The 25614-nt window shown below is 43.9% G+C and carries 21 protein-coding genes; 14 read left to right on the top strand and 7 right to left on the bottom strand.

What is annotated here, in order from left to right:
- Positions 1-25: 25 nt before the first annotated feature.
- On the top strand, positions 26-1429 hold the full coding sequence (locus NSTC731_RS11330; RefSeq protein ID WP_445630879.1) for a tetratricopeptide repeat protein: 1404 nt from the start codon (positions 26-28) through the stop codon (positions 1427-1429).
- A 151-nt stretch (positions 1430-1580) separates the two neighbouring features.
- Here the strand turns inward: NSTC731_RS11330 and NSTC731_RS11325 are convergent, their stop codons facing one another.
- Complete coding sequence (locus NSTC731_RS11325; RefSeq protein ID WP_445630878.1) at positions 1581-1808, bottom strand: hypothetical protein; 228 nt, start codon at positions 1806-1808, stop codon at positions 1581-1583.
- 435 nt (positions 1809-2243) lie between these two features.
- Between NSTC731_RS11325 and NSTC731_RS11320 the strand changes: the two genes are divergently transcribed.
- Together NSTC731_RS11320 and NSTC731_RS11315 are read left to right on the top strand one after the other, a co-directional pair.
- Positions 2244-3389: a hypothetical protein gene (locus NSTC731_RS11320; protein ID WP_445630877.1), complete on the top strand. Its 1146-nt coding sequence runs from the start codon at positions 2244-2246 to the stop codon at positions 3387-3389.
- A gap of 399 nt (positions 3390-3788) precedes the next feature.
- A complete protein-coding gene (locus tag NSTC731_RS11315) occupies positions 3789-5693 on the top strand; it encodes an adenylate/guanylate cyclase domain-containing protein (protein ID WP_445630876.1) in 1905 nt (634 codons plus the stop codon).
- A 114-nt stretch (positions 5694-5807) separates the two neighbouring features.
- Here NSTC731_RS11315 and NSTC731_RS11310 read toward each other — a convergent pair whose 3' ends face one another.
- Together NSTC731_RS11310 and NSTC731_RS11305 are read right to left on the bottom strand one after the other, a co-directional pair.
- Entirely contained in the window at positions 5808-6983 is a 1176-nt protein-coding gene (locus NSTC731_RS11310) for a homospermidine biosynthesis protein (RefSeq protein WP_322682330.1), read from the bottom strand.
- Positions 6984-7543: 560 nt separating this feature from the next.
- Positions 7544-7711: a hypothetical protein gene (locus NSTC731_RS11305; RefSeq protein ID WP_445630875.1), complete on the bottom strand. Its 168-nt coding sequence runs from the start codon at positions 7709-7711 to the stop codon at positions 7544-7546.
- 106 nt (positions 7712-7817) lie between these two features.
- Here NSTC731_RS11305 and NSTC731_RS11300 point away from each other — a divergent pair, with 106 nt between their 5' ends.
- The 5 genes from NSTC731_RS11300 (at position 7818) to NSTC731_RS11280 (ending at position 15706) form a co-directional block, all read left to right on the top strand.
- Positions 7818-10142: a family 2 encapsulin nanocompartment cargo protein terpene cyclase gene (locus tag NSTC731_RS11300; RefSeq protein ID WP_445630874.1), complete on the top strand. Its 2325-nt coding sequence runs from the start codon at positions 7818-7820 to the stop codon at positions 10140-10142.
- A gap of 215 nt (positions 10143-10357) precedes the next feature.
- The gene (locus NSTC731_RS11295; protein WP_445630873.1) at positions 10358-11767 is read left to right on the top strand and encodes a family 2B encapsulin nanocompartment shell protein; all 1410 of its coding nucleotides are present in this window, start codon (positions 10358-10360) and stop codon (positions 11765-11767) included.
- A 290-nt stretch (positions 11768-12057) separates the two neighbouring features.
- A complete protein-coding gene (locus NSTC731_RS11290) occupies positions 12058-13464 on the top strand; it encodes a family 2B encapsulin nanocompartment shell protein (RefSeq protein WP_445630872.1) in 1407 nt (468 codons plus the stop codon).
- 83 nt (positions 13465-13547) lie between these two features.
- Positions 13548-15101 (top strand): NAD(P)H-hydrate dehydratase, encoded by a 1554-nt coding sequence (locus tag NSTC731_RS11285; RefSeq protein WP_445630871.1) that lies wholly within the window; start codon positions 13548-13550, stop codon positions 15099-15101.
- A gap of 101 nt (positions 15102-15202) precedes the next feature.
- Entirely contained in the window at positions 15203-15706 is a 504-nt protein-coding gene (locus NSTC731_RS11280) for a DUF1877 family protein (protein ID WP_445630870.1), read from the top strand.
- A 257-nt stretch (positions 15707-15963) separates the two neighbouring features.
- Here NSTC731_RS11280 and larC read toward each other — a convergent pair whose 3' ends face one another.
- The gene (larC, locus tag NSTC731_RS11275; RefSeq protein ID WP_445632068.1) at positions 15964-17250 is read right to left on the bottom strand and encodes a nickel pincer cofactor biosynthesis protein LarC; all 1287 of its coding nucleotides are present in this window, start codon (positions 17248-17250) and stop codon (positions 15964-15966) included.
- 186 nt (positions 17251-17436) lie between these two features.
- Between larC and NSTC731_RS11270 the strand changes: the two genes are divergently transcribed.
- The 3 genes from NSTC731_RS11270 to NSTC731_RS11260 all read left to right on the top strand — a co-directional run bounded on the left by NSTC731_RS11270 (position 17437) and on the right by NSTC731_RS11260 (position 20606).
- Complete coding sequence (locus NSTC731_RS11270; protein ID WP_322694998.1) at positions 17437-18096, top strand: L-threonylcarbamoyladenylate synthase; 660 nt, start codon at positions 17437-17439, stop codon at positions 18094-18096.
- A 405-nt stretch (positions 18097-18501) separates the two neighbouring features.
- Positions 18502-19719 (top strand): HetZ-related protein, encoded by a 1218-nt coding sequence (locus NSTC731_RS11265; protein WP_445630869.1) that lies wholly within the window; start codon positions 18502-18504, stop codon positions 19717-19719.
- A gap of 410 nt (positions 19720-20129) precedes the next feature.
- Positions 20130-20606: a PD-(D/E)XK nuclease superfamily protein gene (locus tag NSTC731_RS11260; RefSeq protein ID WP_445630868.1), complete on the top strand. Its 477-nt coding sequence runs from the start codon at positions 20130-20132 to the stop codon at positions 20604-20606.
- On the opposite strand, the gene NSTC731_RS11255 is transcribed toward NSTC731_RS11260, so the two are convergent.
- Positions 20578-21435, bottom strand: coding sequence for a DNA adenine methylase (locus tag NSTC731_RS11255; RefSeq protein WP_445630867.1), 858 nt, complete (start codon positions 21433-21435; stop codon positions 20578-20580). The two genes, NSTC731_RS11260 and NSTC731_RS11255, sit on opposite strands and share 29 nt — an antisense overlap.
- A gap of 165 nt (positions 21436-21600) precedes the next feature.
- Between NSTC731_RS11255 and NSTC731_RS11250 the strand changes: the two genes are divergently transcribed.
- From NSTC731_RS11250 to NSTC731_RS11240, 3 genes are all read left to right on the top strand, one after another.
- Positions 21601-21807, top strand: coding sequence for a DUF751 family protein (locus NSTC731_RS11250; protein WP_335001152.1), 207 nt, complete (start codon positions 21601-21603; stop codon positions 21805-21807).
- Between the two features lie 112 nt (positions 21808-21919).
- Positions 21920-22339 (top strand): 30S ribosome-binding factor RbfA, encoded by a 420-nt coding sequence (gene rbfA, locus NSTC731_RS11245; RefSeq protein WP_445630866.1) that lies wholly within the window; start codon positions 21920-21922, stop codon positions 22337-22339.
- Positions 22340-23268: 929 nt separating this feature from the next.
- Positions 23269-23505: a DUF4327 family protein gene (locus tag NSTC731_RS11240; protein WP_094347157.1), complete on the top strand. Its 237-nt coding sequence runs from the start codon at positions 23269-23271 to the stop codon at positions 23503-23505.
- 672 nt (positions 23506-24177) lie between these two features.
- On the opposite strand, the gene NSTC731_RS11235 is transcribed toward NSTC731_RS11240, so the two are convergent.
- Both NSTC731_RS11235 and NSTC731_RS11230 read right to left on the bottom strand, forming a co-directional pair.
- Complete coding sequence (locus tag NSTC731_RS11235; RefSeq protein ID WP_322682320.1) at positions 24178-24531, bottom strand: hypothetical protein; 354 nt, start codon at positions 24529-24531, stop codon at positions 24178-24180.
- Positions 24532-24799: 268 nt separating this feature from the next.
- Entirely contained in the window at positions 24800-25567 is a 768-nt protein-coding gene (locus NSTC731_RS11230) for a 3-oxoacyl-ACP reductase family protein (RefSeq protein WP_445630865.1), read from the bottom strand.
- Positions 25568-25614 lie beyond the last annotated feature (47 nt).

Below are 25614 nucleotides of genomic sequence, written 5' to 3'. Positions count from 1 at the left end.
ATTTTAAAACAGTGACAGTATCGCCATGCCCCCAATAAAGTCTATTGAAGTTTTTATTTCTTACCACCAGGAAGATGAAGAACTGCGCCAAGAGTTAGAGAAGCATTTAGCGTCTTTGCGTCGGGAAAACATTATTACAAGTTGGAATGATCGTAAAATCGTTGCTGGGCAAGAAATCAAAGGCGAAATTGATCGGCATTTAAACCAGGCTGGACTGATCCTACTACTAATCAGCCCTGATTTTATGAATTCTGATTATCACTGGACAGTTGAAGTTACACGAGCCTTAGAACAGAATGCAACTGAAAAGGCTCGTGTTATCCCAGTGTTGCTACGCTATGCGGATTGGGAAACTCCTCCCATTAATGAACTGTCTCCACTGCCTAGTAATCGCAAACCGATAAAAAGCTGGAATGATCGAGACGAAGCATTCTTAGAAGTTGTTAAGGGGATTAGGGAGGCGGTGCGATTAGTTGCTAACTCGAATTCCTCACCCCCCAAGCAAACAACCCAAGAACTAGAAGAACGTCAATATCGAGTCACAAGCCTAATTAACGAAGCCGATCGTTTGCGCGAAGCTAAAAAGTTAGAGGAAGCAGCCCTCAAATACAAAGAAGCCCTAAGCCTTGACCCAAACTCTGTACTCGCTCACAAGAATCTGGGGAATGCGCTGTACGATCAAGGGAAGTTGTCAGAAGCGATCGCCGCCTATCAACAAGCTCTGCAAATCGACCCAAACTTTGCACCCGCTCACAATAACCTGGGGAGTGCGCTGTACAATCAAGGGAAGTTGTCAGAAGCGATCGCCGCCTACCAACAAGCTCTGCAAATCGACCCAAACGATGCAGCCGCTCACTATAACCTGGGGATTGCGCTGTCCGATCAAGGGAAGTTGTCAGAAGCGATCGCCGCCTACCAACAAGCTCTGCAAATCGACCCAAACGATGCAGCCGCTCACAATAACCTGGGGTTAGCGCTGTACGATCAAGGGAAGTTGTCAGAAGCGATCGCCGCCTACCAACAAGCTCTGCAAATCGACCCAAACGATGCAGCCGCTCACAATAACCTGGGGAATGCGCTGTACGCTCAAGGGAAGTTGTCAGAAGCGATCGCCGCCTACCAACAAGCTCTGCAAATTGACCCAAACTATGTAAACGCTCATAATGGACTGGGGGCTGCGCTGAAAAATCAAGGGAAGTTGTCAGAAGCGATCGCCGCCTACCAACAAGCTCTGCAAATCGACCCAAACGATGCATTCGCTCACAATAACCTGGGGAATGCGCTGTACAATCAAGGGAAGTTGTCAGAAGCGATCGCAGAATTAGAAATAGCTGTTCGCCTCGATCCTAGTAGCGCTCTGTTTCGTGACAACTTAGAGATTTATAGAAATGAGAAGAACGGTTTTTGGGGACGTTTATTTGGTGGGTAAAATATTCTCAGTCTTATTCATCTAAACGATGTGCGTTAGCGTAGCTCGTCGTAGACATCGCCTATTGTTGACGATGCGATCGCTGATAGTCTTGTGTGCTTGGAGACATGGCTTTGTTTGTTTTGAGAATTTGCCAATAGCGATCGCCAAATTATTTGCTGTAATCCTGAATGAGATAATAATTTAGGTGTGCGATCGTATTCAACAATTCCTCAAAGTCTGATTCGCTGTGAATATCAGGAGTCAGCGTGTTTATGTCTTTTAGCAGGTTTGTGAGTTGGACAATTTCCGTTGGCAGACTGCTGAGTTGATTATTGTACAGGTCGAGCGATCGTAAGTTGGTGAGTTGGACAATCCACCTACTTATAGCGGTTCCCATTCAGATGCGGTACAACATTACATCAACAGGTGTAGGGGCACGGCAGTACCGTGCCCTTACGGGTGTACTTCACGTAAACGAGAACCGCTATATATGATGTCTGCTTGATTACTTATAATAAAATCTATCCTTGTTCATGTTGGGTTTCGTTCCTCAACCCAACCTACAAATATCATAAGTGTTTAACTAAACCTGATATTAATGAAGCCTAAACTTTTGAGTTCTTAGTTGATTACCGTAAGAGTATAGGGCATTTTGATTGAGTGCATTTTCATCCAGAATTTGTATCAGGAACAAACAATCAGTATATCAGCGTCTGTCTCTATATCTGCTTCAGAACACAGCTACTAAAGTAATTCCAACTGGTGAAGTTCTGGAATTATATACTTTATTGTCCATTAGTAGCTAGATATTATTTTTTAGTTCTATTTTACTATGAAAATCATGTTGAAAAACTACTTTAACACCAATCAAGCACGAATTTTCACTGCTTTGATTTTGACTGGAATTTTGTCTGTTGCTAGCAGTTTAACACTTGTAAAAGGTGCGACGGGGGCTTCTCTTAATTTATCGCTAGAAACAAGCAATGAAGTTCTCAAAGACAATATTAAACCAAACCGTTTGCCACGTCCAGTAGCTAATGCGGTACTGCGCGATTTAGCCCGCAGGCAGGGAATTTCTACTAGACAACTGCAAATTATTAACTACAATCAACAGACCTGGCGTAATGGTTGCTTGGAACTGCCTCAAGCTGATGAATTCTGTACCCAAGCCTTAGTTCATGGTTGGCGGATTGTGGTATCTAATGGCAAACAAAACTGGGTTTATCATACCAATAATAATGGGCGATCGCTACGTTTAGCTTCGGCAAATACTCCCTCAGAAAATCTGCCAAATAAATTACCCACATCTGTAAAAAATGCTGTTTTACAAGCCGCATCCAGACGTTTGCAACAGCCAATTTCTCAGTTAACCATTATTGAGGCTCAACAGCAAACTTGGAGAGATAGCTGCTTAGAATTAGCTAATCCTGATGAATTCTGTACCCAAGCTTTGGTATCAGGCTGGCGGGTGGTTGTTGGCGGAGTCGGTCAAACATTGGTTTATCATACCAATCAAACAGGTTCCGCACTCAGGCTGAATCAAAAGGCTAACGAAACTACACTGGGGCCTGTGCAAATTCCAGCTAGTGAGTTACCACCACCGTTAGATCGAGATATAGTATTTCGCCAAATCTCCAGTGGGGGTTTTGCTGGCAGAACCTACGAGACTGTTTTACTCAAAGATGGGCGGCTGATTCGTGTGCGGATTGGTGATGCCAATGATTCTGAACGTAGTGTTCGCCGCGTTTCTGTGCAACAGGTACAACAATTTGTGCGATCGCTAGAACGTTCTCAGTTTAGTAAATTTCGGAATTTGAGTTACCCAGCCCCCAGTGGTGCTGCTGATTATATCACCTACACCCTCACCAGCCAAGAAGGTACGGTTCAGTACAACGATATTTCTCAAAATAACCTGCCAAAGAATTTACAGACAGCAGTCAAAGCCTGGAATCAAATTGTCGCCAGCGCACAATCATAAACTTCATTGATGGAATTGAAGAATAAGAAAGTAGCGGGAACCTAGCTACAGAATCGCCACTCTCTTATCAAGTGACGAGTTGCAAATTTCCTAAATGCTGGCGATGTCTACGACGGGCTACGCCTACGCGCTATCTTGAAAAATCAACTTTCAAGATAGCAAAACTAATGAAAGGTGTTTACAGCAATATTTGGTTGAAATACTTATCTAATTCGCCGTTTTGGAAAATACCACATAGGATTAAAATGAAACATGAAGGCAACTGTTAACAATAAGCTACTCACACAGCAATATTATATTAAATTGTCAATCATCCAAAAGAAGTATATTCAAAATATTAATCAAGCTTTCTATAATTTTTGGAAAAACAGGCTTGTATATTAATCAAACATTAATTACATGGAACAAGTCATTACTTCAATGGCAGATGCTTTGTTAGTAACCAGTAATTCAGGAAAAATAAAAAAAGTAAATCATGCTGCTCAAGAATTATTTGGTTTTCAGGAAGAAGAATTAATCAATCAACCAATATCATTAATCATTGATGAAGATCAATTTTTAATTAAAGCTATTTGTCAACATTCTTATTTAAAACGTAATGCCCAAAATCTAGAAGTGGTTTGTCGAACCAAAACTAGAGAGAAACTGTTGATTGCTTTTTCTTGTTCAGTGATTCCCAAAAAAACAGAAGGACTAGAAGATATTGTCTATATTGGTCGGGATATTACTGCTTGGCAACGCCGAGAACAGCGTACAAGTGCCCAGTATTCTATTACTCGCATATTATCAGAATCACAAAGCATAAAACAGGGGATTCCCCAAATTTTGCAGTCGATTTGTCAGAACTTGGGATGGGATTTAGGCGAACTTTGGACACCAAGCCAATATATTGGTACTTCCTTACAAGGAGATAGTCTTAATGCAGTATTAAGGTGTGTAGAAATTTGGTCAAGTCGATTAGTTTCTGTCCGAGAGTTTAAAGCAATCACTTGGCAAACTACTTATACACCTGGGGTTGGCTTACCTGGTCGAATTTGGATCGGGCGTTTGCCTTTATGGATTAAAGATATCACAGTAGATGGAGATCAAAGGCGATCGCTACTGGCTGCGGAGGCTGGATTGCACGCAGCTTTTGGCTTTCCCATTTTAGACGATAGTGAAATCTTAGGAGTGATGGTTTTCTTTAGTCGGGAGTTACTACCAAAAGATAAAGACCTACTGCAAATGATGGGTTCTATTGGTAGCCAAATTGCCCAATTTATCAAACGCAAACAAGCAGAAGACGCTCTTGTAGAAAGTGAAGAGCGATATCGAGATTTATTTGAAAATGCTAATGACTTGATTCAATGTGTCAATCCATCTGGTCGTTTTTTGTATGTCAATCGTGCATGGCGAGAAACTTTGGGATATAGCGAAGCGGAAATCGCGAATATGAGTATTTTCGATATTATACATCCAGAGTTTAAACAAAGCTGTTTGCAAAGATTTTATCGCGTACTATCAGGAGAAAACCTTGGGCAAGTAACAGCTATATTCGTTACTAAAGACGGTCAAACAATCTTTCTAGAAGGTAATATTAATTGTAAATTTGTTGAAGGTCATCCAGTTGCGATTCGCGGCATTTTTCGCAATGTCAGCCAGCGAGTAGCAGCAGAAGAAGCACTTCGCTATCAGCATAAAGAAACCGAACGTTTATTGCTGAATATTTTGCCAGTCGCAATTTCTAGAGAAGTGAAAGAACAACCAGCTAAAATTGCCGAAGATTTTGGTGATGTCACAGTTTTATTTGCAGATATCATTGGCTTCAGCGAAATTGCTACTTCTATGAGTGCAATTCAACTGCTGAACCTACTCAACCCAATTTTCTCAGTTTTCGATCGCCTCACCGAACGATATAGTTTAGAGAGAATCAGAACCATCAACGATGCTTATGTGGTGGTTGGTGGCTTACCTACACGTCGCCAAGATCGTGCTCAAGCGATCGCTCTGATGGCACTGGATATGCAAACTGCGATCGCTCTATTTAATACTGAGAATAACCACAATTTCAGTACCCGTATCGGCATCCATAGCGGTTCGGTAGTAGGGGAAGTCATCGATCTGAATAAGTTTACTTATGAATATAAAGACACGGTAAACATCGCTCGCTCTATGGAATCGCAAGGTATTGCTGGTAAAATCCAAGTTACAGAAAATACTTATAAGTGTTTGTGCGATCAATTTGCATTTGAAAAACGAGGCGAAATCGAAGTTAAAGGCAAAGGGAAGATGACAACTTATTTGTTGATTGGACGCAAGGGATGAGGGCATTAGGCATGAGAAGAGACAAGGTAGACAAGGGAGAAACTTGTTCTATAATTCCCCCTTGTCCCCTTGTCCCCTTGTCTCCCCTGCCCCCCTGCCCTTCTGCCTATTCCCTTAGTGAGTATTCGGAATCAGTCGTCCACAGGGATAAGTTGCTGTTGGCTGTGAAGCACTTTCAGCAACCGCTGCTGGAACCCGATCTGATGGTTGGGTTTTGGCTGCTAGATAATCTTTTTGCAGTTTATCTAAAATGGCTTCTCGCCTGTCGTATATACGCTTCAGGGGACGAGGCTGGCATTTGTTTAACACATACGCACTCACCAGTGGTAAAGCGATCGTGCTATCGGTATAACAAACGATTGTGTTAGGTAACTCATCCGGGTCAATTTTACCCCAGCTGACAGCTTCCGATGGGGTCGCCCCAGATAAACCGCCTGTATCTGGACGTGCATCGGTAAACTGCACAAAATAATCGTGTCCTCGTTCTTCCAACCCTAAAACTTCGTGAAGTTGCGGTTGAGTTTGTAGCAAAAAGTTTTTAGGACTACCGCCACCAAGAATTACAGCCGCACTTTTACCTCCTGATTCACGGGCATTATATGCGATCGCTGCTGTCTCATTCACGTCAATTGATGGATCTATTACCAACTGCGAACCTTCCAATGCTAAAGCCGCTACGTTCATCCCAATTGAGCTATCTCCTGGAGAAGACGTATAAATCGGTACGCCATATTCATAAGCTGTAGCTAGCAAGCAGGAATGCTGCACACCCAATTGTTTTTCTACTTCTCGGACATATTTACCTAGTAAATGGTGAAACTCAGCCGTTCCCATCCGCTTCTGAAACGCTTCTCCTTGGAGAATCTTGCGGATGAACGCATCAGTTTCTAGCAGCACATCATAACCAAAGATAATGTCATAAATGCGGATCGTGCCTTCTTGACGCAGTTTCACATCATCCAAAAACGGATTACCAGCAAAGAGTTCAAAACCCAAACCATAATGCATATCGTGGTAAAGATTTGCACCAGTGCTAATCATCCAGTCAATAAAGCCGTTGCGAATCAAAGGTGCAAGCGCTGAAACCCCAAATCCTGCTGGCGTCATCGCACCGGAAAGGCTAACTCCCACCGTGACACCTTCTGTTAGGACATCGCGACTCAGTAGTTGGCAGATTTCCCGCAACCGCGCTGAGTTGTAAGCGGTGAAGTATCGATCGATCAAATCCACCACACTGATATCATTTGATATAGGTGTTGGTGCAATTTTTTGACCCAGCTGTTTAGACATTTTGGCACTCCCGAACAGTAAACACGCCGAATCTAATGGTATCTAGCTTTCAGCCAAAGTGACAGCAATATTTTTTTACCACTAGCTTGAAAAAGTAAGTGAGGAGTAGGAGAAGACTTTTTCAGCCCTTTTGGGATTTTTCGATGATTACAGGCATATTAGTCACATTGCTGCGAAATCGCACCATAGTTTGACTAACACTGGGTTGTAATTCAGTGTGTGCGATCGCTTTTTCGGTTTTGGAATGGTAATGCCTTAATAAACATTAGTTGCAAAGAATTAACAATTAGTATTTTTTCTTTAATAACTATCTTAAATCTTTTAACTATCTGCTTAACTGTCTTAACTGTCTTTTAATTCTTTAATTTTTGATTTAACTATTTGTTTAACTGTCTTAACTGTCTTCTAATTATTCAATTTTTGATTGAACTATTTGCTTAACGGCTTGAATCTACGGATTGCTTTTTATTTACAACTATGAAAAATTATGAGAGCACCAAGATTCAGTATTAAAAATTGATTTGCCAAAAACTTCAAATAAAACGTACATAGCTCGTTATTTAGATTATGAGCATCTTAATACTATCGCCTTGAAACGAGCCACCACGAGCAAACCAAATGTGGGGATCTAGCTGGGTAGTGATGATACTTGTGAGAATGGCACTAACGAAAAGGCGAAAGGCTTGTGTCACCTCGTTCCCAGTCTGAAGACTGGGAATGTATTTCAAGAGGGCTGCTGCCTCTGGTCAAGCCACTGGAGGCGGAGCCTCCGAGAATGGATTAAGAGCCTCCAGGCTCTTAACCAGTTAGGGCAAAGCTTATAGCTTTACAAGCGTGCCATTCATACTTGTAAATTGCAACAATGCTCAGATCGGCCACGAAATAAAGATAGAAGAAGACTCCAGAGGAGGTTTAGCGCAGATCATGCAACCCTTTGAACTGCCAGAATTTTACACGCCTTGGCCCGCACGGCTGAACCCAAACCTGGAAGCGGCACGAGTCCATTCCAAAGCGTGGGCTTACGAGATGGGGATACTTGGCTCAGAAGAGGAAGCGGAAAGCTCGGTTATCTGGGACGAGCGCACATTCGATGCTCACGACTATGCCTTGCTTTGCTCGTATACCCATCCAGATGCACCAGGAACGGAGCTTGACTTAGTAACCGACTGGTATGTTTGGGTGTTCTTCTTCGACGATCACTTCCTGGAAATCTATAAGCGCACCCAAGACATGGCTGGGGCAAAGGAGTATCTCGATCGGCTGCCAGCGTTTATGCCAGTGCATCCCACTGATACCCCTTCCGTTCCGACCAACCCAGTAGAGCGCGGTTTGGCTGACCTGTGGTCTCGCACTGCTTTTACTAAATCTGTGGACTGGCGACTTCGATTCTTCGAGAGTACCAAGAACCTCTTAGAAGAGTCTCTGTGGGAACTCGCCAATATCAACCAAGATCGGGTCGCCAACCCCATCGAATACATTGAGATGCGCCGCAAAGTTGGTGGCGCTCCGTGGTCAGCGGATCTCGTCGAACACGCCGTGTTTATAGAAATTCCCCCCCAAATCGCCTCAACTCGGCCAATGCGTATCCTCAAAGACACATTTGCTGATGGAGTGCATCTTCGCAACGACTTATTTTCCTACCAGAGAGAAGTGGAGGATGAAGGTGAAAACGCCAACTGCGTGCTGGTCTTGGAGCGCTTTTTAAATGTCAGTACTCAGGAGGCGGCTAACCTTACCAACGAACTGTTAACTTCGCGGTTATACCAGTTTGATAACACTGCCGTTACTGAGTTACCTCCCCTGTTTGAGGAGTACGGACTAGATCCAGTGGCTCGTGTGAATGTTCTCCTTTACATCAAAGGACTCCAAGACTGGCAATCGGGCGGTCACGAGTGGCACATGCGATCGAGCCGTTACATGAATAAGGGAGGAAACAATTCTTCGACATCCACACTTCTGGGAGGCCCTACAGGGCTAGGCACATCGGCTGCGCGGATTGAATCGCTATATGCCGCCTTGGGTTTAGGAAGGTTCAAGAGCTTTACTCACGTTCCATACCAGGCTGTCGGGCCAGTAACACTGCCGAAGTTTTACATGCCCTTCACTACAAGCTTGAATCCCCATCTGGATGCTGCGCGGAAGCATTCCAAAGAATGGGCGCGTGAGATGGGGATGCTGGAATCACTACCTGGGATTCCTGATGCCGTCATCTGGGATGACCACAAGTTTGATGTTGCCGATGTAGCCCTATGTGGTGCGTTGATCCATCCGAATGGATCTGGTCACGAGCTGAATCTGACCGCCTGCTGGCTGGTTTGGGGAACCTATGCCGATGATTACTTCCCAGCACTCTACGGCAATAACCGCAACATGGCTGGTGCGAAAGTGTTCAATGCCCGACTATCAGCGTTTATGCCTCTGGATGACTCCACCCCCAGCGAGGTTCCGACCAATCCGGTAGAAGCCGGCTTGGCAGATATTTGGTCTCGCACAGCTGGCCCTATGTCCCTAAACGCGCGGACTCAGTTCCGCCGGGCGATTCAGGATATGACTGACAGCTGGGTGTGGGAACTCGCCAACCAAATCCAAAATCGGATTCCCGACCCGATAGATTATATTGAGATGCGCCGTAAGACCTTTGGCTCGGATCTAACCATGAGTCTGTCGCGACTAGCTCAGGGTAACGAGATCCCACAGGAGATTTACCGCACCCGAACGATGCGATCGCTGGATAATTCCGCCGCCGACTTCGCCTGTTTTACCAACGATATCTTCTCCTATCAGAAAGAAATCGAATTCGAGGGCGAAATCCATAACTGTGTGCTGGTCGTTCAGAATTTCCTCAATTGCGGTAAGGCACAGGCTGTTGAAGTTGTCAACAATCTAATGACCTCTAGAGCGCTCCAGTTTCAACTGATCGTCGCTACCGAACTGCCAGTTCTTTTCGATGATTTCAACCTAGATGCAAGTACCCGCGAAAAACTGCTCGGATACGTCAAGAAACTAGAGCAGTGGATGTGCGGCGTACTCAAGTGGCATATAGCGGTAGACCGCTATAAGGAATTTGAATTGCGTAATTCCTTAGCAGGGCGGCTACTTAGCGGGCCCAGAGGGCTGGGTACTTCAGCTAGGCGTATTGGTTCGGTGAGGGGAGTTTAAGGTCATTACGCGGTCAATGAAGTGTCGGTGAGTTAGTTCAACAATACACTTCAGAATGAGCAACAAAACACCTGTAGAGACGGCGATTTATCGCGTCTCCAAAACCCAAAATTCTTGCCAGTAGCACTTAATTGAACCGTATTGGTTAATTCAAGGTGAGTGTGCGATCGCGTGAGATCAATTTTTTTAGTAACTAAAAAGTGGAGGATTAAGTTGTGACGTATTCTAACGATCCCAATTTGAACGAAGAAGATCGGCTGCCCCAGTTAACTTTAAGTACAGCTGCGGCGCGTAATTTGGCGACAACAGCCAAATCTGCACCGCAGACCCAGGAAATTACATCGCGGTGGTTGTTGAAGTTGTTGCCGTGGGTGCAGACAAAAGGTGGCGCCTATCGAGTCAACCGTCGATTGAGTTATTCCGTGGGTGATGGGCGGGTGACTTTCACCAACACTGGAGCTGCGGTGCAGGTGATTCCCCTGGAACTGACTGAGTTGCCCTTGCTGCGGGGGTTTAACAACCTTGACGTATTGACCGCCTTGGCAACCCAGTTTGAGCAGCAGGAGTACGCCCCAGATGATGTAATTGTTGAACTTGGCCAACCTGCCGATCGCGTAATTCTAATTGCTCGTGGCAAGGTAAACAAGATTGGTGTTGGCAAGTATGGCGAACAGATTGTGTTTGATGTGCTAGCTGACGGCGACCATTTCGGTGATGAAACTGTGGTGCAATCCGAAGATACTTGGCAGTACACCCTCAAGGCGATTACCAGAACCATCGTTTTGTCGCTACCCCAAGCGGCGTTTGAAAGGGCGATCGCTCAGTCTGAGGCGTTAGGAACCCATGTTGAACAGTTCCGCCTTCGCCTGAACCAGCCACAGACTCCCCAAGGTGAAGCTGCCATTGAACTGGCAGCCGATCATCCCCAAGAGGCTGAGTTGCCGGGAACCTTCGCCGATTACGAACTCACACCCAGAGAATATGAGTTGAGCATTGCTCAAACGGTCTTGCGAGTAAGTACGCGGGTAGCCGATCTGTACAATGAACCATACAACCAGACTGAAGAACAACTGCGGCTGACGATTGAGGCATTGCGGGAACGTCAAGAATACGAGTTGCTCAACAACCGCGAATTCGGGTTGCTGCACAACGCCGACCTCAAACAACGGATCTACAGCAGTAGCGGCGCACCTACTCCCGATGACCTTGACGAACTGTTGGCGACAGTATGGAAGGAGCCGGGATTCTTCCTGGCTCACCCCCGCACGATCGCTGCCTTCGGTCGTGAGGCCAACCGCCTGGGTCTCTATCCACAAAGCGTAGATGTGAACGGCGTTCAGGTCACATCTTGGCGTGGCGTACCGATCTTTCCTTCCAACAAGATCCCCATCACCAATAACCGCACCAGTTCTATTCTTTTGCTCCGCACTGGTGTAGAAAAACAAGGGGTAATCGGCTTACATCAAACTGGTATCCCCGATGAATACCAACCCAGCTTGTCTGTTCGATTCATGGGCATCAGCGAAAAGGCAATCATCTCCTACCTCGTGACTGCTTATTACTCCGCAGCCGTCCTCACTCCTGACGCACTTGGCATCCTCGAAGATGTTGAGATCGGGCGCTAAATATCAGGAGTGAATGGCACGCTTGTAAAGCCCAAAAGCTTGTGTAGCCTCGTTCCTAGCCTCCGGGCTGGGAATGTATTCAAAAGAGGTTCTACCTCTTGTCAAGCTATGGAGGTGGAGCCTCCCAGAATGAGTTCCCAGCCTGGAAGCTGTAAACCAGTCAGGATAAGGGCTGTATCTTAACAAGCGTGCCATTCTATCAGGAGTGTTGAGTGCTGTTAGCTATCCGCTAATGGAACTCAGCACTCAGTACTGAATGGCACTTTTATTAGTAACTAGAGGATCGGTTGATGACGGATTTTATTGAATCAAATTCAAATATTGAGAGTGGACAACCTCAACTGAGTTTGAGTAAAGATGCTGCGCGTAATTTGTCTACGACCACCAAATCTGCACCACAGACACAGGAAATTACCTCGCGGTGGTTGTTGAAGATGTTGCCGTGGGTGCAAACGAAGGGTGGGACTTATCGGCTGAACCGTCGGTTGACCTATACGGTGGGTGATGGACGGTTAAGTTTCTCTAACACCGGAGCTGAGGTGCAGGTGATTCCTCAAGAACTTGGTGAGTTGCCCTTGCTGCGAGGATTTGACGATACCGAGGTGCTGAGGGCGTTGGCAAGTCAGTTTGTTCAGCAGGAGTTTGCACCTGGTGATATCATAGTCCAGTCAGGTCAGCCAGCCAATCAGCTTTTCTTGATCGCACATGGCAAAGCGAACAAGATTGGTATTGGTAAGTATGACGAGCAGCCTTTGTTGGATACGCTAGCTGACGGTGATTATTTTGGCGATCGCGTGTTGTTGGAATCAGAAAGCAATTGGAAGTTCACGGTCAAGGCTGTGACCCGATGCACAGTATTGGCGCTACCACAACAGGCATTTCAGGAACTGCTCAACCAGTCGCAGGCGTTGCAGGCTCAACTTGAGCAGTTTAGGACTCGCGCTGAACTTCCACAAAACAAGTATGGGGAAGCTGCGATCGCGTTGTCAACCAGTCATAGTCAAGAGACGACGTTACCGGGAACATTTGTTGACTACGAACTTTCACCCCGCGAATATCAGTTGAGCATTGCTCAGACTGTGTTGCGAGTGAATACTCGCGTTGCGGATCTGTACAATCAACCATACAACCAGACGGAAGAACAATTGCGGCTGACGATTGAGGCATTGCGGGAACGTCAAGAATACGAGTTGATCAACAACCGCGAATTTGGATTGCTGCACAACGCCGACCTCAAACAGCGCATCTACAGCCGCAGCGGCCCCCCCACTCCCGATGACCTGGATGAATTAGTCACCCGTCGGCGGAAGTCGAGGTTCTTCTTAGCTCATCCCCGCACTATTGCAGCCTTCGGTCGCCAGTGCAACCGTCGAGGTATCTATCCAGACACCATCGATATGGATGGGAGCAAAATAATTACGTGGCGTAATGTACCGATTCTGCCCTGTAACAAGATCCCGATTACTAAGAATCAGACCAGTTCTATCCTTATACTCCGCACTGGTGAGAAAGATCAGGGCGTGATTGGCTTACATCAAACTGGTATCCCGGACGAATACCAGCCTAGTTTGTCCGTCCGATTCATGGGCATCAGCGAAAAGGCCATTATCTCCTACCTCGTCACAGCCTACTACTCCGCAGCCGTCCTCATCCCCGATGCACTCGGCGTTCTTGAAGATGTGGAAATCGGTTTGTAACTTTTTTGAGTGGAATATGAGTCAATATTGGTAGTGTCAAAATAAGAGTTAATCCGAAACTCATAACTCACCACTCAAGACTGATGCAAGATAGGCAAGAACAAATTTCGCAAGTGGTAGTGACTGCTGGGCAGATGCGCGATATTGAAAAGCGGATCTTTGCAGCGGGAATGCCTGTAGTTGCTTTGATGGAAAAGGTGGCGGGATTAATTGCTCGTCGCATTCCAGAGATTTCTTTAAACACCCCTTTATTAAGGGGATCTCGTGTAGGAATTCTTGTCGGCCCCGGTCATAATGGTGGGGATGCTTTAGTCGTAGCCCGTGAATTATACTTTCGCGGGTGTGAAATTTGGATTTATTCTCCTTTCTCTAAGCTCAAAGAATTAACTTCGCAGCACTTGCAATATGCCCAGAGTTTGGGTATTCCAATTCATCAAACAATTGAGCAACTGCCAGATTCTGATTTGTTGATTGATGGATTGTTTGGGTTTGGTTTAGAAAGAAACCTGACCGATCCCATCGCCTCTGTAATTAATCAGCTAAATGAATTATCTATACCAATTTATAGTATCGATTTACCTTCAGGTTTACACACCGACACAGGCGAAGTTTTGGGAACTGCCATTCGCGCCACTCACACATTTTGCTTAGGTTTATGGAAACTAGCTTTCTTCCAAGATCGGGCGTTGGAATATCTTGGTAAAGCTGAGTTAATCGATTTCGATATTCCTTTAGCTGATGTAGAAGCTGTTCTCCAAGATGTACCTAAAATTAAACGGATTACACGAGCAAAGGCACTTGCTACTTTACCTTTACCCCGTCCAGTAGTTACTCACAAATATAAGGAAGGACATTTACTGCTGATTTGCGGTTCGCGGCGCTATGCAGGTGGAGCAATTTTAACTGGTTTGGGTGCAAGGGCTAGTGGTGTCGGGATGCTTTCGATTGCCGTACCCGAATCGCTGAAATCTCTTTTAGTGTCACACTTACCAGAAGCGCTAATTGTCGGTTGTCCAGAGACGGAAAGTGGAGCCATAGCCCAATTAAAATTACCAGAAAAAACCGATCTGAGTTCCTTTAATGCGATCGCTTGTGGCCCCGGTTTAACACGAGATGCTACGCCCATTGTGCAAGAGGTAATTAAGAGCGATCGCCCTCTGCTTCTCGATGCCGATGGTTTAAATATCTTGGCACAAATGGGAGCGATCGCCACATTAAAAAAACGCCAAGCAGTAACCGTACTCACACCCCACACTGGCGAATTTGAGCGATTGTTTCCTGATGTCGCTGATGCTAAACATGACAGAGTGAAAGCAGTACAAGAAGCTGCCGCCCAAAGTGAGGCAGTAGTATTGTTGAAAGGGGCAAGAACTGCGATCGCCAACCCTCAAGGTGCTGTTTGGATTGTTCCTGAAAGTACACCCGCCTTAGCCCGTGGCGGTAGCGGCGACGTGTTAACTGGGTTACTGGGTGGACTGTTAGCGCAAGCAGCAACTAAACAGATTCCCCTAGAAGATATTGTTGCAACTGCTGCATGGTGGCATTCCCAAGCAGGTATAATAGCCGCCCAAGAGCGTACCGAATTAGGTGTAGATGCGTTTACATTGACACAATATTTGATGAAGGCTCTAATTTAGTGATTTTGTGAATATCTCCTTTTTATTCAATAAACATATGGGACAAAAAAACTTATTTTGGGATGTAGATGATTTCTGTCAATAAAGGTAAAAACGCAGTGATGTTAGCTTACTATCGGCAGATGAATTTCACTGAATTCAAGAAAATTAAAGAAAGCCGTATAATTCAGAAGAATTTAATCTACAGTGATTTAACAGAATCACCGTATGGAGATTATCTATGTATTGATATATGGTGGGGAGTAATTGACTTTTTACTTGTTGGGCCAGGAACCAATAAAAGCAATCCACTCAAAAAATTGATTTTTGGTGGAGTCCCTTTAGATACTGATGAGATTTGGTTTGATTTTGGGCCAATACGCTATCTTGAACCAAATGAAGTTCAGGAAATCTCAGAGCTTCTTGTTAAAATCTCGCCAGAAGTGCTAATTGCCCGATACAATACAGCATCAATGATAGAACATCAAGTACCCCCAGATATTTGGTGGACAGAAAATCAGAGTGAGGTTGTCATATCAATTAAAAGTTGCTACTCAAAAATAGTGGATTTTTTTCAAACAGCTGCGAGTAGAAAAAACTATATCCTTGCTTATATCACAGCGTAGTTTCGTTTAATTTTCTCTAAAATCTGTTTATTTTCTCAGAGAATCTTAGCTATCTTCAGTTTCTCCTCGAAACTAAGAATTCACAACATCCAGCGAGGCGTGGTTATGTCGATAATCCCGCATATTGGAGGTATTCTAGTTGCCGCAATTATATGGGGGAACTAAGTTTATTACAGGTAGAGTTAATTGATGTGTGATAGAAGGCGGAGCCTTGAGGATGGCATTCCCAGTCGGAGACTGGGAAAGAGGAATTGGGATCAGGCATTGACTAAATACCAACGCTGTAACGCCAACCGCTGAATTTCGCGCCAGGGAATATTATGTTTTCGGGCTAAGTCTGCACAATCTTCATATTCTGGCTGCACATTTGCAATAACTTTTTCTGGCGATCGCCCTTTCCATGCTATCTTGACACGCACTTTGCCATATTCCGTTTCCACTTGTTGAATTTCCCGTTGTAAAATGGCGCGTTGTTGAGTTGTCCGCCGAATACCTAAAGTTGTAGTTTCGCGGAAGATAACAGCTTCACAACTGAGTAAATTTTCTGGATGACAAATCACAGTTAGCAAAATTCCCGGACGCGACTTTTTCATACCGATCGCTTGGGTAAAAACATCCAGCGCACCAGCCGCAAATAACGCCTCAAACACATAGCCGATCGCTTGTGGACTTAAATCATCAATTTGGGTTTCTAATACCGAGATGGTTTCCAAATTTGAGCTAGTTTCTTCAGAATCACTGAAATTTGACTGTAAACTTGCGCTTTCACCCAACCAGAGGCGTAAAATATTGGGAATGGGTAAATTGATGGTTCCTGCTCCCAGTCCTATCTGCTTGATAGCGATCGCAGGTGGTGAACCAAAATCTCTTGCCAAAGTAGTGGCGATCGCGGCTCCTGTTGGTGTTACTAATTCTCTGTCAATGCCATTGCTATAAACTGGACAACCCCGCATTTCCCACAGCTTTAATACCGCTGGGACTGGTACTGCCATCTGACCATGTGCAGCCCGAACAGTGCCGCCACCAGTCGGGAACGCCGAGCAGTAAAGTAGGGGCAATCCTTGATCATTGCTCGCAATCCCCAACCAATCCAACCCCAGGCAAGTACCCACAATATCTACGATCGCATCTATAGCACCAACTTCATGAAAATGAACTTTTTCAGGTGCAATGCCATGCACCGCCCCTTCTGCCACCGCTAGCTGTTGGAATACCGCTAAACTCCAAGCTTCTGCCCTTGATGGCAACTGAGCTTTGAAAATCATCTGCTCTATTTCTGGCAAGTGGCGTGTGTGATGGTGACTGTGTTCGCCATCGTGGTGATGGTGGTGATGGCGATCGCGTACTAAATCCACATGGACTTTAGTTGCCTGTTGACCATTCCGTTGGACAAGTTCCGCCCTTAACTGATATTCCTGTTCAATACCCAACCCATTAAGTTTTTCAATTAAATACTCCACAGGAACACCCAAACTTACCAAAGCACCCAGGCACATATCACCAGAAATTCCTGTCGGACATTGAAGATAAGCGATTTTATTCATAATAAATTTGTCATTAGTCATTAATTATTTGTCATTAGTCATAGGGCATTGGGCATGGAGAAGAGACAAGGTAGACAAGGAAGAGGGGGGAGAAAAGGAGAAACTTGTCCTCTTGTCCCCTTGTCCCCTTGTCTCCCCTGCCCCTCTGCCCCTCTGCTCCCCCTCCCCAATCCCACTCACCGAGTTATGGCAAAAATTTTCCCAGTTCATCCGGATAATCCTCAAATTCGCCGAATAGAGGAAATAAAGTCGGCGCTCTCTAGTGGCGCAGTCATGCTTTACCCTACTGATACAGTCTATGCGATCGGTTGTGATTTGAATGCCAAGTCGGCGGTAGAACGAGTGCGGCAAATTAAACAGCTAGCAAACGATAAACCATTGACATTTTTATGTCCCTCGCTTTCAAATGTGGCAACTTATGCCTTCGTAAGTGACACAGCCTATCGGATTATGAAACGCCTGATTCCAGGACCATACACGTTTTTACTCCCAGCTACGAAGTTAGTACCGCGATTGGTGCAAAGCCCCAAGCGGAAAACTACTGGAATTAGAGTACCAAACCATACTGTGTGTTTGGAGTTGCTGGCAGCCTTGGGCAATCCGATTATTTCAACTTCAGCACATCTGCCACCAGATGAAGCAGATAATGGCATGATTCGGATAGATCCTGAAACGATTCAGTCGCGGGTAGAGCTATTCGATCGTTTGGACAAGTTGGTAGACATAATTGTAGACACTGGCGAGGAACCTACATTTGAAGTATCTACCATCTTAGATATGACCGGAGACGAAGCAGCAATTATACGGAGGGGTTTAGGTTGGGAAACAGCAGCAGCATGGGTATAAGAATTCCACTTCACAGGCGCACCTCTCGGTTTCGGAAATTGCGATCGAAATAACTCCAGTTTTAAAATTGTCATATTTAAAAGTGATGTCTACGATCGGCTGTTGTGTGAGGCAGTGGATATAAGAGGATGGTGGCAAAACTTGGCACAGTAAGGTATTTGACAACTTTCAGAAAATGGCGGGTACTCGTGTGCCAGCGTTGAGATGGTGGCTTGTGAAGAAAAGCGACACATTGCCATAACTGTAACTCTTTCGTATTTCCTATAGTTTTGATATATGAGCTTTAGATGTGAGCATTATATACGGCAAGTCTTGATGGATGAATGCTTAAAAATTCACAAGCCTTGGACGGTCTTGATTGCTGTGTCTGCGTTGTAATTACGGTGCAATACTACTGGAAAAGTCATGAAAGCTAACGTCGTCAGTCTACCAAACTCTACACCCATTTTTGAGAACCACGTTTCAAATGAAGAATCTTCAGATAGCAGCAATCGCTTGATTCGATTGCTGTCTGAGGAAATGCAAGCACAAGTGAAAGCAACACCCAAGTGTGTAGAAGCTTTAGCAAAGCGCATAGCCGTAGAAGTAGAACGCATTTGCGATAAAAGCTCCCGCATTCAAACATCTGGGGAAATCAAGTCCTGGCAGATGACGTTGGGAAGGCATCGGATGCAAAAATGCTTACGTTACTACCAACTAGGTTCCAAACAAGGGCGGGTGGAATTACATAGCAATTTGGGTGCTATGGTTTACCGTCATGTCACTATATCCGGTTCGGAGTTGGGCTTTGATGCTCGTTACAGCCTGATTGAAGATTTTTTACAAGCATTTTATATCGAAGCCATCAAAGCTTTCCGTAGAGAAAACGAACTACCAGAGAATCACACGCCGCGTACTCAGTTGCAATTAGCTGAATATATGGCTTTTACAGAACAGTATGCTAAACGCCGGATCAATTTACCTGGTGGTGCAAATCAGCAATTGATTATCTTGCGCGCCCAAGGTTTTGCTCGTCGTCAGCCCCAAGAAACTACCGTGGATATTGAAATGGCGGTAGAGTCTGCTAAGGGTGAAGAAGCAGAATCTTACCAGCGTAACTCGGCGGTGCAACAACTGCGATCGCAAATGATTGCCCAAACTAATTTCGATCCATCTGAAGAATCAGAACGCGATCGCGTCATCACTGAATTGATGAAATATCTGGAGTCTCAAGGTCAATCTGATTGTATGAACTACCTCAGCTTGAAACTTCAAGACCTCTCAGCTCCAGAAATTGACCAAATTCTCGGTTTAACTAGCCGTCAGCGCGATTATCTCCAACAACGGTTTAAATACCACGTAGAAAAGTTTGCCAAACAACACCATTGGCAATTAGTACATCAATGGTTAGGCGCGGGTTTAGAGCAAAAGTTGGGTTTATCTTCCCAGCAGTGGGAAATCTTTGTAAATCAACTCACAGAACAGCAACAGCAAATATTAGAGTTAAAAACTGCACGAGAAAACGACGTTGCGATCGCCAAAGCTATCAAATGCACCCCCAAACAGCTACAAAAACGCTGGACTCAACTTTTAGAACTAGCATGGTCTATCCGCAACGGTCATACTGAAGCACAAACAGGTTGAAGCCAAAGTGAAATAACTAAAAATCATTATCAAAGCTTATGACTGGGACGAGGAGCGCGAATTTAGCTTATAGACAAAGGAGAAAATTTCATTAATTCGTAGCGAATTCTTTGCGTACCTCTGCGCTTCCCTCTGCGCCTCTCTGCGTTTAAATTTCACCCCTCAATTCGCCGGAATCTTCCACAAATAACTCTTATCTGAATTTATCTAAATTACTAACTCCTTCTTCATCCAAATTATTAATACATTTGTATTTATTTAGTACAAAAATACCAATATTTTCCGATTTTGCACCCATTAATCCAACCTTGTTTACGTCAAAATCAAAAATTCATATTAAGCAACTGCCCCTTTTTTCCTGCTTCTGTGAAATCCTATAATAAGCAGGACTTTTGGCAGAGGAATTTAGGATGGCTCTGACTCAAGGCGGACGGGCAAATAAGTCTGGGAATATTTTAGAAGCAAATGTAGAAGCAATCTTGCATGGGCATAATTATTTCCAAGTAGGGAACTATGTCCAAAAAGAATTTATACTAAATGCTACTTTATTGCCAAAACGTTATGGCAAAGAAGTTTATATTGGAACTGGAATTTATCATACCTATCTGAAGGTCGATTTTTATGTTATTGGCTCATCTGTAATGCCATCTGGTTTAATTTTTGAGTGCAAATGGCAAGAAAGCCCTGGTTCAGTTGATGAAAAATTTCCTTACTTGAACATGAATATTCAGCACTATTACCCAGCACCAACTATCGTAATTTTAGGCGGTGAAGGTATGCGAGAAGGCGCAAGTAAATGGCTAAAAGCAAGAGTTGATGATAACCATAATTTATTAGCAGTTTATAGCTTAGATAGATTCATTGCTTGGGCAAATAAAAATCTTTAAAAGATGTAATTAATAGTTCGTTAATCAGTCCTCTATTTTTGATGCTCGAGTTAATTGAACGCGCTGCTTTAATTTTATAGGTTTCAAAATTGATCTCAGTATAAATTTTTTTAATAAATTCGCTATCAGAATTGCATACCATAACTTTGACACCACGACTTGCTAACTCTGCACAAGTATCTCTTAAAAGTTCTTGGTCTTTTTGACTAAAACAATTTTGACTATAAGCAGTGAAATAGCTAGTATCACTAATAGGATGGTAGGGCGGATCGAAAAATACAAAGTCATCACTGCTAGTCGCATGATTTAGGACTTCTGTAAAATCTGCTTGTTTAATTTCTGCATGGGAAAGTGCTTCTGAGGCTGCTTTTAGTAAAACTTCAGCACAAATATTGGGATTTTCATATCTGCCTAATGGCACATTGAACTTACCTTGTGAGTTGACTCGATACAGACCATTAAAACAAGTCTTATTAAGATAAATTAGACGAGCAGCTTTTTCTATATCAGTACCACTAGAATTGTTTCTAATACTATAGTAATAATCTTTATTATGTCGGATTTTATGCTGTTTTAATAGAGAAATTAATTCCTCAACCCGATCTCTAACACAACAATAAGTGTTAATTAATTCGGCATTAATATCAGTTAAAATAGCTGCACTTGGTTGAAGATAGAAAAAAACAGCACCCCCACCTAAAAATGGCTCATAGTAATTTTTATAACTCTTAGGAAAATAAGGAATATATTGCTGTATCAACCGACTTTTACCCCCTGCCCACTTCAAAAATGGACGCGGGCTAGTTTCCTTTGAGACTTGAATAACCATTTACTTACAATTTAACGGAAAATAATCATGACTAAATAAAGCCAATATAACCGACAAGCCAAATTTTAGATTAACTGGCTAATTTTCTAGCCGCATATATTACAATTGAGTAGATAAAGCATATCAAAACAAACGTAAGTATATAACAAGGCAGTTTACATTCAGATGTTTGACGGATTTTGGGATAACGTTTTTCGCTACCCCCGATACTTAATTACGATCGTCTTAGGCTTGTTTCTGAACACCTTTGCGCCATTAGTGCCATTGTTGAAACGCCCAGTCACCTCGATCGCTATCTTGGGTTTATTTGTGAGCGGCCTAGTCTTCCTTACTTTTACCCTACGGGCAATGCTGGGCTTGAGTCCAATCTAGACTAGGGTTATATAGGGGCTGTGCCCCATAGACGGTTGCTCTCGCTAAGTACTGTCAACCCAACTTGCATTTATATTTTGTCGTACAACCTCTGTGATGAGGCGAAATTTTTATGGCTACAAATCGTCGGGTTTCCCGCGTTGCTGAACTGATCAAACGGGAAGTTAGCCAAATGCTGCTTAACGGAATTAAGGATGACCGTGTGGGTACTGGAATGGTCAGTGTTACTGATGTTGATGTTTCCGGCGATCTCCAACACGCCAAAATCTACGTCAGCATCTATGGTACGGATGAAGCTAAGGTAGAAACAATGGCCGGTTTAAAGTCGGCGACAGGTTATGTCCGCAGCGAACTAGGGGCGCGGATACGGCTACGTCGTACACCAGAGGTAATATTTCTCGAAGATCGCTCTATAGAACGCGGTAATAAAGTATTGGCACTACTAAACCAACTTAACCACGATCGCCCGTCAGAAAATCTGGTAGCAGTAGAAGACAGCGCTGTTCAAAATGATGAAGAATTCTCCGAATAAGTAACTAAAACAACAATGTAACTTCAGAACAATTAATCTCAGCAAATCCGCCAAACAGTTTACAGACGTGACTAGATCGCGTCTGTTTTAATGTGAACATAACCTAATTCAGCAAAACACTTCTTGGCATTTGTCGGGAAAAAGGGGAAGGGTTAAAGGGCAAAGGTATGGAATTTTCTCAAACCCAGTAACCTTTAACCTTTCTCCAACCGGAAAGCAAAAGCTACTTTGGCAAGATGTGTATTCTTCCTTGCTAAAACTCCATTCCTCGATCGGTGGAATATTCACTAATTCTGAAATTCTGACTCCTGTTTATGTGTGTCCTGATTATGAATTAGAGTATTACTCGACCCTTTTACAGATGTTTTTCAAAAGAAAATTGGATGGTGTTAGTGCTGAAATTAACTAATAAATTACAGGCTTACTTAAGAAATTGTTAGCAGATGCTATGATTCAAGCCTTCGTAGTATACTTTGTCCGTTATGTTTTGCAACAATTTATACCCTAATAACTGACAAATATTATTGTGTTGCTTACCTTAGATGAATACCCGCAGTTATAGATCCAACTTTTAAGGTGATTATTTGATATGTAAGCGATAACGATATAAACCCTTTCCACCCACCAAATCTTGCCTAAATACACTAATGGCAAGACTTTCAGACTTGTGGCATCAAAACCATACAGTTACATAAGCAGGTTAAGTTAACTACTTGGAATTTTTTTTGTAAAGCGGATTTTCGACAAATGTCAGGATTCGTTGACTTTCTTAACATTTCTTGAGATAATTTCAGGAGATGTAGCGTCAAAATAAAAATAGTTCCGTATAGCAAACTACAAAATGTTAGCCACAAGTCTAATTTCTGTAATGTTTGTTCCTAATTTTTAACGGGAACACTATCGTAAGTGTTAATTTGTGAGTAAAAACCATGAGTGTGAATACGGTGCCTTCTATCAATTACTACTCTCTAGATGTGATTCAAGACGAAGCACGCCGACTGGTGCAAAAGGGAATGGTTAGCCGACAACAGCCAATATATAGCCTCTGCCAATACATTCCAGCGAGAGAGTGGGTTTGCGTTGAATGTGAATTAGAGAAATGTGACTTTTTGTTACGCGATCGCATTGGCGACCTAATTGGTCGCGAACAGTGGGACAACGACTAATCAATGTTGGATTTCCGGTTTGGGATTGGGAGTTTGTTTTTGATGTGTGGATGTCACCATCAAAGATTCAACACTCAATCTGGCGGATAATCTCTAGTTTTGAATGAGCATTGCCCTATACAGAATCTTGCGTTTTTGATTAATACAGAAGCATTTGAGTCTGAACTTATACAACTTTTCAAGTTAAAGAAGGCATCAAAACCATTTGTTCTGTACATCTGGTGTCACAACTTGAGTTTAGTATATAGATTCTGCGAAGTTCCTACATCGATCCGATAGAAGTGTAGGAACTTCGCTTTTGACTCGCAATTTATTGCATCCCTGACTTAAAGGAAGCGATTGTCTGCTTGCTGTTAAAAGCCAAAATCAGCCTTGAAAAGTTTGCTAAGTAAAGGCTAACCTCAGCAGTTGCGATAATACAGGAAACCTCCGCAAGCAACTGGCTCAACTTTCGCAAAATTCAAAATTTTTATTTTTATAGTATTTTTTCAGGAAAAATCTTGCAAAGCATAAAAAATCATCTTGACATTTTTGGGGGAAGGGGAAAGGGGAAAGAAAAAACCTTTAACCTTTACCCTTTAACCTTTTCCCAAAACCCAATTCCGAATTAAAAATCCACAAAGCGTGCAGTATTGCCTCCCTCTCCTGCCTCCTGCCTCCTTCACTTGATTATTATCCTACTTGCTCTAAATATTGATTAATGTCTTCAATAATGCGAGTAAGTTCAGCCTCAGTAGTCAAGCGAATGTTGACATTGCGAACAGTCAGCAAAACTTTGGCTGCGAAGGGTGTTGGCCAGATATTAGGATTACAAAAAACTTCTAAAAATACTTCACCCGTATAACGATATTCCAGGGGAGGCTGGGGAGTGACTCTACCACCGCCAGGAGTGGGTTTAGCGGCGATCGCTTTTAGGCGTTCCATCAGTTGATCCGTTGCTGCCTTTAATTCTCGTGCTGCTTGGGCTGAAAAACTGAAAGAGACTGAACCCTCAATCAAGTTCAATGTTAGAGGAATTGAAGACATATTTTTTTTATTAAAACTTCTTGATAAGTAGTTATATTACCGGAAGAAGGGGTCTGAATCCCACTCTGATAGTTTGCGGTGTCTTCTTGAAAGACCACTAGTACAGCTTGGCGTAATTCGTTAGTCTGTCAAGACAAGTATTTTTTCCTGGGTAAATAAGTTTGTAGTAAGGACTTTAGTCCTTATGTTAAGCCCTGAAGTGCTTACTACGTAGCAGGTTCTCATCAGTTTGCAATCACAATTACCCGATCGTTTTGTTACCGCTGAATCAGGCTGCGAAGCCGCCATCAATTTTCAGACTTGCACCAGTAACGAAACCGGCTTCTGCACTGGCGAGATAGGAAACCATATCGGCTACTTCTTCACTTTGACCATAGCGCTGGAGGGCAGTAATACTTCTCATGGTGTCGGCAAATGTACCGTCTGCGGGGTTCATGTCGGTATCTACCGGGCCGGGTTGGATATTGTTTACCGTGATGCCACGAGGGCCGAGATCGCGGGCAAGACCGCGTGTAAAACTAGCGTTGGCGCAGCCCGCCGTAGGCATCGCACCCTTGGTCAAAGCATAGACGGAACCACCAGCAAATGGCATGATGTCACTGTTGACGCTGCCAATCATAATGATTCGTCCGCCCTCGCCGATATGGCGGATAGCCTCTTGAGTTGCCACAAACACGCCCTTAATGTTAACTGCGATAATTCGGTCAAAATCATCCAGTGAGAACTGGTCAATTGGGGCCAAGGTGGCGATCCCGGCATTGTTCACGAGGATATCGAGACGACCAAAAGCTCTTACAGTCTCGGTGACAGCATTTTTCACCGCTTCAGCGTTGGCACTGTCGGCGCGAAGAGCCTTGGCTTGTCCACCTGCTGTTTCGATCGCTTGCACCACCTCATCGGCTTTTTGCGGCGAGCTAGTGTAGGTGAGGGCGACAGCTGCCCCATCTTGTGCTAAACGTTTAGCGATCGCTGCCCGCAAACCGCGTGAGCCACCTGTTACCAATGCCACCTTCCCATTAAGTTTTTTGTTGCTCATAGGATTCTTTTGTGATTAAAATTTTGTATCGTCTGGTATAGATATAA

This window comes from Nostoc sp. DSM 114167, assembly GCF_052692655.1.
The sequence above is the reverse complement of the archived record's forward strand: the minus strand, read 5'-3'. Positions and strand labels throughout refer to the sequence as shown.

Excerpts from the sequence above, each read along its gene's own strand:
- NSTC731_RS11330 (WP_445630879.1), top strand. The coding sequence starts at position 26 with ATGCCCCCAATAAAGTCTATTGAAGTTTTTATTTCTTACCACCAGGAA.
- NSTC731_RS11325 (WP_445630878.1), bottom strand. The coding sequence starts at position 1,808 with ATGGGAACCGCTATAAGTAGGTGGATTGTCCAACTCACCAACTTACGA.
- NSTC731_RS11320 (WP_445630877.1), top strand. The coding sequence starts at position 2,244 with ATGAAAATCATGTTGAAAAACTACTTTAACACCAATCAAGCACGAATT.
- NSTC731_RS11315 (WP_445630876.1), top strand. The coding sequence starts at position 3,789 with ATGGAACAAGTCATTACTTCAATGGCAGATGCTTTGTTAGTAACCAGT.
- NSTC731_RS11310 (WP_322682330.1), bottom strand. The coding sequence starts at position 6,983 with ATGTCTAAACAGCTGGGTCAAAAAATTGCACCAACACCTATATCAAAT.
- NSTC731_RS11290 (WP_445630872.1), top strand. The coding sequence starts at position 12,058 with ATGACGGATTTTATTGAATCAAATTCAAATATTGAGAGTGGACAACCT.
- NSTC731_RS11285 (WP_445630871.1), top strand. The coding sequence starts at position 13,548 with ATGCAAGATAGGCAAGAACAAATTTCGCAAGTGGTAGTGACTGCTGGG.
- NSTC731_RS11280 (WP_445630870.1), top strand. The coding sequence starts at position 15,203 with ATGTTAGCTTACTATCGGCAGATGAATTTCACTGAATTCAAGAAAATT.
- larC (WP_445632068.1), bottom strand. The coding sequence starts at position 17,250 with ATGAATAAAATCGCTTATCTTCAATGTCCGACAGGAATTTCTGGTGAT.
- NSTC731_RS11270 (WP_322694998.1), top strand. The coding sequence starts at position 17,437 with ATGGCAAAAATTTTCCCAGTTCATCCGGATAATCCTCAAATTCGCCGA.
- NSTC731_RS11265 (WP_445630869.1), top strand. The coding sequence starts at position 18,502 with ATGAAAGCTAACGTCGTCAGTCTACCAAACTCTACACCCATTTTTGAG.
- NSTC731_RS11260 (WP_445630868.1), top strand. The coding sequence starts at position 20,130 with ATGGCTCTGACTCAAGGCGGACGGGCAAATAAGTCTGGGAATATTTTA.
- NSTC731_RS11255 (WP_445630867.1), bottom strand. The coding sequence starts at position 21,435 with ATGGTTATTCAAGTCTCAAAGGAAACTAGCCCGCGTCCATTTTTGAAG.
- NSTC731_RS11250 (WP_335001152.1), top strand. The coding sequence starts at position 21,601 with ATGTTTGACGGATTTTGGGATAACGTTTTTCGCTACCCCCGATACTTA.
- rbfA (WP_445630866.1), top strand. The coding sequence starts at position 21,920 with ATGGCTACAAATCGTCGGGTTTCCCGCGTTGCTGAACTGATCAAACGG.
- NSTC731_RS11240 (WP_094347157.1), top strand. The coding sequence starts at position 23,269 with ATGAGTGTGAATACGGTGCCTTCTATCAATTACTACTCTCTAGATGTG.
- NSTC731_RS11235 (WP_322682320.1), bottom strand. The coding sequence starts at position 24,531 with ATGTCTTCAATTCCTCTAACATTGAACTTGATTGAGGGTTCAGTCTCT.
- NSTC731_RS11230 (WP_445630865.1), bottom strand. The coding sequence starts at position 25,567 with ATGAGCAACAAAAAACTTAATGGGAAGGTGGCATTGGTAACAGGTGGC.